Origin of the sequence: Streptomyces sp. NPDC056296, assembly GCF_042268605.1 — a bacterium.
Taxonomy (GTDB): Bacteria; Actinomycetota; Actinomycetes; order Streptomycetales; family Streptomycetaceae; genus Streptomyces.
This window is the reverse complement of the sequence record NZ_JBHJRX010000007.1, coordinates 39,314-49,210: the sequence shown is the minus strand read 5'-3', so window position 1 is coordinate 49,210 and position 9,897 is coordinate 39,314. Positions and strand designations below refer to the sequence as shown.

Below are 9,897 nucleotides of genomic sequence, written 5' to 3'. Positions count from 1 at the left end.
ACTTTTTACTCACCGTATTGACACCCCTCGACGAGTCACACCCGTACGCACCCCTAGGGGCGTTCCAGCGGCTCCCCCGCCGCCGAGGAGGCGTGACCGTCGTAGTACCGCCTCACATAGGAAAGAGAGTTGAGAAGCTCTGCCGATGTGACAGTGCGTACCGGGCGCACTTCGGCGACCTGGTTGAGCGGCATCTTCCCGACGTCGGCCCAGCACAGTCGGCCGTCCGCTGCGATATAGCTTCTGGTCAGTCCGGCATTGTCCGGATGCAGGCAGTAGGGAACGTCCAGCCTGCCCTCGGCGAACGCCGCCAGCAGCGCGGCACCGAGGTCCTCGTCCAAGTTCAGTACGGCGTCGACCAGCGTGTATGCCTCCGCGTAGACCTCCGTCGCGCTTCCCTCCAGCGGGTACCGTTCGGTGCGCGCGGCGATCTTGGCCGCGTGTTCCAGCGCGGCGACGTTCTCCGCGACCGTCGGAATGCGCCGGGATTCCGCGACGGTTTTCACGATCAGGCGCTCCGAGTCGCTGGCGACGGCCAGTTCGGCGGCCTGTGCGAGCAGAAAAGAGGCGCCGTCCTCGGTCTCCGGGAACAATCCCATATAGGCGTAGACGACTACGTGCCATTCGATACCGGCGAGGAATTGCGCGCACAGACTGCGCAACGCCGCGATTGCTTCCCTGTCCTGACGCGCGTTGGTCTGCTGGGCATAGCTCACGGAGATACTTCGTATCCCGTGCCGTCGGAAGAAGATCGCCTCGAGGACGCTGACCGCCACGAGCAGTCCGGGCGGGCAAAGCTGGCCGAGCACGCATCCGCCGAAGGTCTCCAGGTGCGGCTCCGAGCCGGCGTCGCACAGCTCGGCGAACAGCTCGCAGGACTGGGCCCAGTGGGCGACGGAGTCGCGCAGAGAGACCCTGCCGTAGGGGAGACAGTAGGAGACGGGCCCGCCCTCGGACGCGTCGAGCCCCACGGCGGCGAGGGACCGGAAGATGTGCTGCGGTGCCGCCGAGCCGTGCCGGACCTGCACCGGGAAGCCGGGATCGTGGATGCCTTCGAGGACCCTGCGGGTCGTGGCCGGCTCATGGCTCGCCAGCGGGTAGCCGTTCAGGTCGGCGCCCTCCAGGACGGCGAGTTGAGCGGACTCCAGATCTCCGACCCGGGTGTAGCTGTCCAGGGTGAGGGTGCCCACGGTCGTCGCGTCGGCTGCCCGGGTGGCCAGCAGCCCGGCCCGCATACGGTCCGGGTGGCTCATTCCCATCCGTGGCTGGACGACCAGGCGACCGGCGTCGTGGGCGCGGCGCACGAAGGCGCCGAACCCCGCACCGGTCACACCAGGGTCCGCTGGGGCAGGGAGTCGAGCAGGAGCCGGAAGGTGGCGATGCCCTCGCTGGTGTCGTCGAACACCGCGTCGTAGCCGGCCGCGCGCAGGGCGGCCGCCTCCTGGTCGTCGCAGGGTCCGGCGATACCGAGTTTGCCGCCGATGACGGCGGGCACCGCGGTGAGCCCGGGCTGCTCGCGCAGCCGCGTGATGCTGCGCATGCCGTCGTGGTAGCCGTGCCCGTTGACACTGCTGACCACGATCAGTACGGGGTCCTGTGTCAGGGCCTGCTCGATGAGCAGGTCCTCGGGCACGCAGGGGCCGAGGTTGATCACGCGGCGGCCGTGCTCCTCGATCAGGAGCTGGAGGTAGACGAGGTTCCAGGTGTGGGAGTCGGAGATGCCGCCGGCCACGATGACGGGCTGCTCGGCGGAGCCGGGGGCGCGGAAGGGGGTGTCACTCATCGCGGGGCCTGTCCGTGTTCGTAGGTTCGCAGGTGCTGGATGCGGGAGGCGGAGACGACGTCGTCGCCGCGGACGACGATCTCCGTCGGGGCGGGCCTGCCCAGGAACATCAGGAGACTGGCGGTGGGGCCGTAGGCCCCGGCGTTGGGGACGGTCAGCAGGTCTCCCGGTGTCGGGTCGGCCAGTGGCACGTTGCGTCCCAGCAGGTCTCCCGGGGTGCAAAGGGGTCCGGCGAGGTGGGTCGGGGCGCCGTCCGACGCCAGGGACTCCTGGGGCTCGACGGAGACCGGCATGATGCGGCCGAGGCCGGACATGCCGCCGAAGGTGTTGATGCCGGCGTCGAGGACGACGTAGCGGGTGCCACGGCTGTCCTTGACGTTGACGACGCGGGTGAGGAGCACACCGCTGTCGGCGACCAGGTAGCGGCCCGACTCGCAGGCGATGCGCGGGGCTCCGTCGCGCCAGCCGGGGAAGTGCTCGTCGAGCGACGTGGCCAGGGCGTCGCGCAGTGTGCCGTAGACGGGACGTTCTCCCCGTACCGCGTACGGTGCGGCGAAGCCGCCGCCGAGGTCGATGAAGCGGAACGTCACACCGAGCGTCTGCTGGAGCGCGGCGGCGGTGGCGATGGTGTGCCGGAACTCGGCGATGAGGCTCGCTTCGTCCTTGGCGTTGCTCAGCGGGAAGAAGTGCAGTCCGGCCAGGACGGTGCCGGGCACCTCGCGCAGATCGGCCGCGTGTTCCGACAGGGTCTCGGCATCGAATCCGAACTGGGAGGGCACGCCGGTCATCCGAATGCTGGTCGCTGCCGCTCCCGTGGCGTTGTTGACGCGAAGCAGACATTCGGCGGTGACGCCGAGCAGCATTGCCGTCTCGCCGACGCGTCGCAGGTCACCGGGTGATTCCACGGAGAAGGTCCGTACGCCGCTGGACATTGCCTCGGTCAGTTCCTCGGTGGTCTTCCCGGGACCGGTGTAGAGCACATCGGTGCCCTCGTAGCCGGCCTGGAACACGGCGTCGAGTTCACCTACGGAGCTGATCTCGGCGCCGCAGACGCGGCCGGTGCCGGTACGCATCTGGCGCAGGATCTCCGGGTGCGGGTTGGCCTTCGCGGCGTAGAACACGGCCACTTCGTCGGGCAGGGCGGCGAACAGGTCGTCCCGCGCCGTCGCGATCCTGTCCAGGTCGTAGACGTAGGAGGGCGTGCCGAAGCGTTCGGCGAGTTCGGCGGTGCCGGTCACGGCGTCGTTCCTTCCAGGATGCGGATGAGCTGCTTGCGGTCGTGCTTGCCGTGTGCGGTCAGGGGGAGCTCGTCCAGGACGCGGCAGACGCCGGGTACTTTGGCGGGCTCCAGTCGCAGGGACAGTTCCCTGAGCAGTGCGTGCGGGTCGATGTCGCCCACCGCGAACACCGTGAGGTCCCGGCCGTCGGCGGGCGGCAGCACGGCCGCCGCCTTGACGCCGGGAACGTCGGCGGCGGCGGCCTCGATCTCGGTGGTGCTCATGCGTACGCCCTTGTGCTTGAACATGTCGTCCCGGCGGCCCTCGTAGTACAGGAAGCCGTCCTCGTCGACGTGCCCGAAGTCACCGGTGTGCAGGCGGAGTCCGCCGAAGGGGGTGAGCCGGAAGACACGTGCGGTCTCCTGCGGTGCGCGCCAGTATCCCGGCATCACATGCGGTCCCTCGACGACGATCTCGCCGGTCTGCCAGGGCGGCAGCCGATGCCCGGTGTCATCGACGGCGAAGGCCCGGGTGCCGGGGAGCGGGCGGCCGACCGAGTCGGGCCGGGCGTCCTGGTGGGCGGGGGGCAGTACGGAGACGCGCTTGCACTCCGTCTGTCCGAACTGGATGACCACGTCCGCCCCGGGGAACGCGGCGCGCAGTGCGTCCGCGGTGACTTTCGGCAGGGCGGCGCCGGTATTGGTGAACATGCGCACGCTCGAGCCGGCCCGCGGTTCGCGTTCGGCGAGCGCGCAGATCATGGCGGCCAGGGACGGCACGATGGGCACGATGGTGGCACCGGTCTCGCGGATGCGGCGCAGCAGTACGAGGTCGGACTCACCGTCGGCGAGGACGAGCTTGCTGCGGCCGACCGCGGTCAGGAGGACTTTGTAGAGGCCGTAGTCCCAGGAGATGGGGAAACGGCAGAACACCACGTCGTCGGAGCGGTAACCGAGTTCGAGGTTGATCGCCTCGGTCGCGAAGACCATACGGCCGTGAGGGCACACTACGGCTTTGGGCGCCGCGGTGGAGCCCGAGGTGTACACGAGGACGGCGATGTCGTCGTACTCCACGGCATGCCCGTCTCCGCGGGCGTCCTTCTCGCGCAGCTCGGCGACACCCCGCCAGGCCTCGCTCAGACCCAGTACGGGCACCGCCGGCGCCACCGAGGAGACGCGGGCCGCGGCGGGATCGGTGACGATGATCAACGAGGGTTCGCAGTTCTCGACGACCGCGCGCAGGTGATAGTCCTTCATGCCGGTGTTGACCGGGACGAGGACCGCACCGCGGCGGGCGGTGCCGTACAGCAGTGCCACCAGTTCACGATCGCTGGGCACTTGCACGAGGAGCCGGTCGCCGTGTCCGACACCCTGTGCCTGGAGCCAGGCGTCCACGGCGTGGCTCCACCGCGTGAGCTCCAGATAGGTCCAGCTTCCGGTCGCGTCGGCGACCGCCGTCCCGTGGGGGTGGTCGGCGGTGGCCTCGTCGAGCAGGTCGTGCACCAGTGCCTCGGTGCGGGCCTGCGCCTTCGGTCCAGCGGTCACGACGACTCCTGCCGTCCTTCGGTCCCGTTCCCGGACCCAGCGGGCTGCTGCTTCAGGGTGGTGGCACGGGAGGTGAGATTCCTGCGGTCGGTCTTGCGATTGGGATTGAGCGGAAGCGCGTCCAGATGGTGGTAGGCGCGGGGAACTACGGCGGCGGGCAGCAACTCGCGCAGATGGCGGGCGAGCCGGACGGGCGTAACGGGGTCGCCGGTGTGGAAGACGGCGAGTTCCACCGTGCCGTCGACGGGCACCGCCACCGTCACCGCGTTCTCGACGCCCGGGCAGGTGCGCACCGCGGCGTCGACCTCGGCCAGTTCCACGCGCACGCCGTGCACCTGGACCTGGGCGTCCTGCCGGCCGAGATAGAGCAGGCCGTCCTCGTCGGTGTGGCGGACCCGGTCACCGGTGCGGTAGAAGCGCTGTCCGTCCCGGTCGAGGAACCGTCCCGCGTCGTCGGCCGGGTCGAGGTAGCCGGATGTCAGCTGGGGCCCGGCGACGCACAGTTCGCCCTCTCCGGTCGTGCTCGGCGCGCCGTCCTGGTCCACCAGCAGTGTGGCGTGTCCGGCGTGCACGGTGCCGATCGGCACCATGTCGTGCAGGTGGCGCCGACCGGGCCGCCATCGGTACGCCGAGACCGTGATGGTCAGTTCGGTCGGTCCGTACAGGTTCTCCAGCGTCGTGCCCGGAGCGGAGGCCGCCCAGTCCTCGGCATCCGGGCAGCTGAGCGCCTCCCCCGCGAAGAAGCTCCAGCGCAGGGTCGGCATCGCCGCCCGACGCAGTCCACCGGTACGCCGTACCAGGGTGATGGCGCTGGGCGTGGAGAACCACACGGTCAGGCCCTGCTCGGCCACGAACCGAGGGAGGTGCGCGTAGGCGTGCGCCGGCACGGGCACCAGCGTCGCCCCGGCACCCCAGGCGCAGAAGAGGTCGAAGAACGCGCAGTCGAAGTTGAGGTCGAAGGTCTGTGAGAACACGTCCCGCGGGCCGAAGTCGTAACGCTCGTCGAGCAGGGCGAAGTAGTGCGCGGTGTTGGCGTGGGTGACGGGCACGCCCTTGGGACGGCCGGTGGAGCCGGAGGTGAACAGCACGTACGCGACGTCCGCCGGGCGCGCGGGCATGGGTGCCTTCAGCGCCCGGTCCGCGTCGACGGGCACTGACGGATGTGGCTGTTCTCCCGCGGCGTACAGCGTGGGCAGCGTGACGCCCTGTTCGTGCAGAGCGGTGAGGGCGGGCAGTGTCTCGTCGGCGGCGAGCAGGGCGCCCACACCGGCCGCCTCGATCATCTGCCGGGTTCGGGCGGCGGGAAACGCCGGTTGCAGGGGGACGACGGTGGCACCGCTGTAGAGACCGGCCAACAGCGCCGTGTACGCCGATGGCCCCTTGCCCCCGAGCACGCCCACGGCGGGCGGCGGGCCGGGGAAGTGGGCCAGCAGCGAGCCGGCGAGCACGAGCGCGCGCTCGTGCAACTCGCGGTAGGTGAGAGCGACGCCTGCGGCCCGCAGGGCGGTCCGGTCGGGTGACCGGGCCAGGCCGCGCAGGAACCGTCCGGACAGCGTGCCGTCGACGGTGGGGTCCACGGTGTCCGTCCCGTCAGCTCGCGCTGCGCTGGAGCATGCTCTCGACGGTCTTCCACAGCACGCCCGCGGTGCGGAAGGTGTCCATGGTCAGAGCGCTGTCCCGGAAACGGATCTGATACGTCTCCTCCAGCGTCCCGAGCAACTGGACGGTGCCCAGGGAGTCCAGGCCGAGGTCCTTCAGCTCCTCGTCGGCGGCAAGCGGCTCCTGGGGCGGCAGGAACGGCAGGAAGGTGCGGAGTATCTCTTCGAACTGGTCGTCCCACATGGGTGTGCCTCCTGCGGATCGGCGGGTCAGACGGGGCGCGCGTCGCGCCGTGGTGTCAACGCCAGGCGGGGATGCGCGGTGATGACCTGGAAGGTGCGGACGGTGCGAGGTACTCGGCCGAAGAGACTGTCGGGCCCGGCGACACACAGACGTCCGACGCCCGCGTCCTCCAGAGCCGTGGTGACGCTCGGCCAGTTCATGGGGTGGTCGAAGCTGTCGAGGAGCATGGTGCGCAGCTCCTCGCCCGTGTGCAGCAGCCTGCCGTCCTGATCGGCGACGACCGGCAGCGCCGGGTCGGAGAAGGTGTAGCGGGAGACGACCTCGCGCTCCGCCATGGCGCGCAGCGGTGCGAACAGGGACGCGTGCATGGGAGGACGCATGCTGTAGAGGGGCAGGCTGCCGATCCCGCGCAGTCGCTCCAGCAGCCACTCCACACGCCGCTCGGCCAGGGACACCATCCAGAAGCCGTCGTCGATGTAGCAGGAGATCTCGTACCACTCCCCCGCCTCGTCGAGTTCGGACAGGATCGGATCCAGCTCCTCGCGCGGCGCGCGGACGAAGGAGAGCGTGACGATGTCCTGGTGAGAGGAGGCGAAGTAGGTCTCCAGGCAGCGCGCGATCTCAGCTGTGAGACGGACGGCGTCAGGCAGGCCGAGGGCGCCGGTGTAGGCGATGGCCGCCTTCTCCCCGAAGCTCGGCCCGGCCACGATGTCCGGGGACACGTCGAGATGCTCGCGTGCCCAGTAGGCGCTGGCCAGGCAGTTCACGAGGAAGGCGACCTGGGCGGCTTCCGAGTAGTCACCCTCGGCAGTGCGGAAGGCGTCCACGAGGGAGTAGCCGAGGGCTTCGTCGGCGATGGCGACCAGTTCCCGGGCGTGCGGGTTGGCGACCATGAACCGGCCGACCTCGGAGAACGGGACGGGTCCCATGCCGGGGAAGACCAGAGCGGTGGCGTACGCCATGGCGGTGTCCCGCCTCCTTTCGGTTGGTACGTCACAGGCCGGTGAGGAAGTCGGTCATGACCTCGAAGAACCGTTCGGGTTCCTCGAGATGGGGCAGGTGGCTGGAGTTCTCGAAGATCTCCCAGCGGGCTCCGGGTATGCGTTCGTAGTAGGGCCGTACGACGGTGGGGGTGGCCTCGTCGTGACGGCCACTGAGGACGAGTGTGGGTGTGCGCACGGTGTCGAGTTCCTCGACGATCGACCACTCCTTCAACGAACCGATCACATGGAACTCGTTGGGGCCGTTCATGGCGTAGTAGACCGTCGGGTCGTTGTAGATCTCCATGAAGGAGGAGAGGAAGTCACGGGGCCAGGGGGTGAGCCGGCACACGTGGCGGTCGTAGAAGACCTTCATGGCCGCCAGGTAGTCATCGGTGTCGTAGGTACCGGCGGCCTCGTGCCGCAGCAGGGTCTCCTGCACATCCGGCGGCAGTTCCGCTCGCAGCCGGGCCATCTCCTCCAGCCACACGGGGTAGGAGGCAGGTGCGTTGGCGACGACCAGACCGCGCAGCCCGGGTGGACGTCGCATGGCGTGCCGTGCGCACAGCGGGCCGCCCCAGGACTGCCCGAACAGGACGTAGTCGTGGCTGACACCCAGTTCCGCGAGAAGGTTGTCGAGCTCGTCGAGGAAGAGGTCGACGGTCCAGAACTCCGCCCCTTTTGCGGGGAGATGGGTGGAGCCTCCATTGCCCAGCTGGTCGTAGTGGAGGACGGGCCAGCCGTCCTCGGCGAGGCGGGTGAGCGGCAGCAGATAGTCGTGCGTGCTACCGGGGCCGCCGTGCACGACGACGATCACCGGACGTGGTCCGCCTGTCTCACCGGTCAGCCGGTACCAGGTCCGGTGGTCCCCGAAGGGTACGGTGCCCTTGACACTCGGGACGAGACCCGGCGTGCTGGGTTCCGGGCACACGTTGATCACCTCTCCTGGGGCTGGGGAAGACGGCGGCGTCCGGAGAGGACCGCCGGCCGGAGCTGGGGGCGTGAGACGTCGGGCGCACCGTGCCCCCCGCTGTGCTCCGCAGCCGACGCTAGCCTCCGCCTCGACCACACCAGCCCCCTAACCGCCCCTAGTGGGGGCAGACGTGACGGCCGCCACGCCCGGCGCCGATGCTCAGGCTTCTAGGGGCGGTTAGGGGTGGGCGTCCATGACGGCCGCTGCCTAGCGTGCGGAGCAACGCCGGCCTCGACCTACGGGCGCGGAGCTGGTGGCCCTTCTCCGGCGTCGGCGTCCCGTTTCCGACCGTGCGAACAGGACTTTCATGAGTGCACCTGCCGAAGCGGCCCATGAGGACGCTCTGCCGGAGTTCCCGATGCGACGAGCCTGCCCCTACAGCCCTCCTGCCGACTACGCCGAGCTGCGCAAGGCCGAACCTGTCTCTCAGGCCCGTCTGCGGGTGAACGGCAAACGGACTTGGCTGATCACCCGGCACGACCTGTACAAGAAGCTGCTGGGCGACTCACGAGTGAGCGCGAACCTGAAGCTGCCGGGCTATCCGCTCCAGGTGCCGGTACCCGAGGAGACCCTCCAGTCGGTGCCGCTCACCTTCCTCTCCATGGACCCGCCGGACCATACCGTGCAGCGTCGCATGCTGGCTCCGGAGTTCAGTGTGCGACGGATGCGGGAGCTGCGTGCCCGGGTCCAGGAGATCGTGGACCAACAGATCGACGTCATGCTCGCCAAGGGCGGTTCGACGCCGGTGGACCTTGTCACGGCCCTCGCGTTGCCGGTGCCCTCCTTGGTCATCTGCGAATTGCTCGGCGTCCCCTACGAGGATCACCCGCGCTTCGAGAAGTGGGCCTGGGCCATCATGAACCACGACGTGAGCGACGAGGAAAGGGGCCTGGCCCACTACGAGCTCGACAGCTACGTCGACGGGTTGGTCACCGAGAAGGAGAGCGATCCCGGCGACGACATGATCAGCCGGCTGATCGCGTTCAACCGGGAGACTCCGGCGGTAGAGCACTCGGACATCGTCAGCATGTCCAAGCTGATGCTGGTGACCGGTCATGAGACCACCGCGAACATGATCGCGCTGGGCGTCATGGCTCTGCTCGAGCATCCCGAACAGCTCGACGCCGTGCGTGCGGAGCCGGAGCTCATGCAGGGGGCCGTGGAGGAGCTGCTGCGCCTCTTCTCCATTTCCGACGCCGGCACGGCCCGCGTGGCCATGGAGGACATCGAGCTGGCCGACGTCACCATCCGGGCCGGCGACGGCATCCTGCCGCTGAACAACGCCGCCAACCACGACGAGCGGGTCTTCCCCGACGCCGACCGGTTCGACATCCGCCGCGAGGCCCGCAGCCACGTGGCCTTCGGCTACGGCGTCCACCAGTGCATCGGCCAGAACCTGGCACGTATGGAACTCGACGTCGTCTACTCGACACTGCTGCGGCGCATACCGACGCTGCGACTGGCCGCGCCCGCCGACGAACTGCGTTTCAAGGACGACGCCATCGTCTACGGCCTGTACGAGCTGCCCGTCACATGGTGAAGTCCCCCCTGGTCGGGC

The 9,897-nt window shown here is 69.3% G+C and carries 9 protein-coding genes; 1 reads left to right on the top strand and 8 read right to left on the bottom strand.

What is annotated here, in order from left to right:
* Positions 1 to 53 precede the first annotated feature (53 nt).
* From ACFCZF_RS07020 to ACFCZF_RS06985, 8 genes are read right to left on the bottom strand one after another with little or no spacing between them, the layout of a single operon-like run.
* Positions 54 to 1,331, bottom strand: coding sequence for a methylaspartate mutase (locus ACFCZF_RS07020; RefSeq protein WP_376670783.1), 1,278 nt, complete (start codon positions 1,329 to 1,331; stop codon positions 54 to 56).
* Positions 1,328 to 1,783 carry a cobalamin B12-binding domain-containing protein gene (locus ACFCZF_RS07015; RefSeq protein ID WP_376670782.1) on the bottom strand — a complete coding sequence of 152 codons (456 nt, stop codon included), beginning with the start codon at positions 1,781 to 1,783 and terminating at the stop codon, positions 1,328 to 1,330. The genes ACFCZF_RS07020 and ACFCZF_RS07015 overlap by 4 nt, the downstream gene beginning before the upstream one ends.
* Positions 1,780 to 3,021 carry a type III PLP-dependent enzyme gene (locus ACFCZF_RS07010; protein WP_376670781.1) on the bottom strand — a complete coding sequence of 414 codons (1,242 nt, stop codon included), beginning with the start codon at positions 3,019 to 3,021 and terminating at the stop codon, positions 1,780 to 1,782. Before ACFCZF_RS07010 ends, ACFCZF_RS07015 begins: the two co-directional genes overlap by 4 nt.
* Positions 3,018 to 4,544, bottom strand: a complete 1,527-nt coding sequence (locus ACFCZF_RS07005; RefSeq protein ID WP_376670780.1) for an AMP-binding protein — start codon at positions 4,542 to 4,544, stop codon at positions 3,018 to 3,020. The genes ACFCZF_RS07010 and ACFCZF_RS07005 overlap by 4 nt, the downstream gene beginning before the upstream one ends.
* Positions 4,541 to 6,121, bottom strand: a complete 1,581-nt coding sequence (locus ACFCZF_RS07000; RefSeq protein WP_376670779.1) for an amino acid adenylation domain-containing protein — start codon at positions 6,119 to 6,121, stop codon at positions 4,541 to 4,543. Before ACFCZF_RS07000 ends, ACFCZF_RS07005 begins: the two co-directional genes overlap by 4 nt.
* Positions 6,122 to 6,134: 13 nt before the next feature.
* The gene (locus ACFCZF_RS06995; RefSeq protein WP_376670778.1) at positions 6,135 to 6,386 is read right to left on the bottom strand and encodes a phosphopantetheine-binding protein; all 252 of its coding nucleotides are present in this window, start codon (positions 6,384 to 6,386) and stop codon (positions 6,135 to 6,137) included.
* 26 nt (positions 6,387 to 6,412) lie between these two features.
* A complete protein-coding gene (locus tag ACFCZF_RS06990; RefSeq protein WP_376670777.1) occupies positions 6,413 to 7,348 on the bottom strand; it encodes an ACP S-malonyltransferase in 936 nt (311 codons plus the stop codon).
* A 31-nt stretch (positions 7,349 to 7,379) separates the two neighbouring features.
* Entirely contained in the window at positions 7,380 to 8,297 is a 918-nt protein-coding gene (locus ACFCZF_RS06985) for a proline iminopeptidase-family hydrolase (RefSeq protein WP_376670852.1), read from the bottom strand.
* Positions 8,298 to 8,646: 349 nt separating this feature from the next.
* Here ACFCZF_RS06985 and ACFCZF_RS06980 point away from each other — a divergent pair, with 349 nt between their 5' ends.
* The gene (locus tag ACFCZF_RS06980; protein ID WP_376670776.1) at positions 8,647 to 9,879 is read left to right on the top strand and encodes a cytochrome P450; all 1,233 of its coding nucleotides are present in this window, start codon (positions 8,647 to 8,649) and stop codon (positions 9,877 to 9,879) included.
* The last annotated feature ends 18 nt before the right edge of the window (positions 9,880 to 9,897 follow it).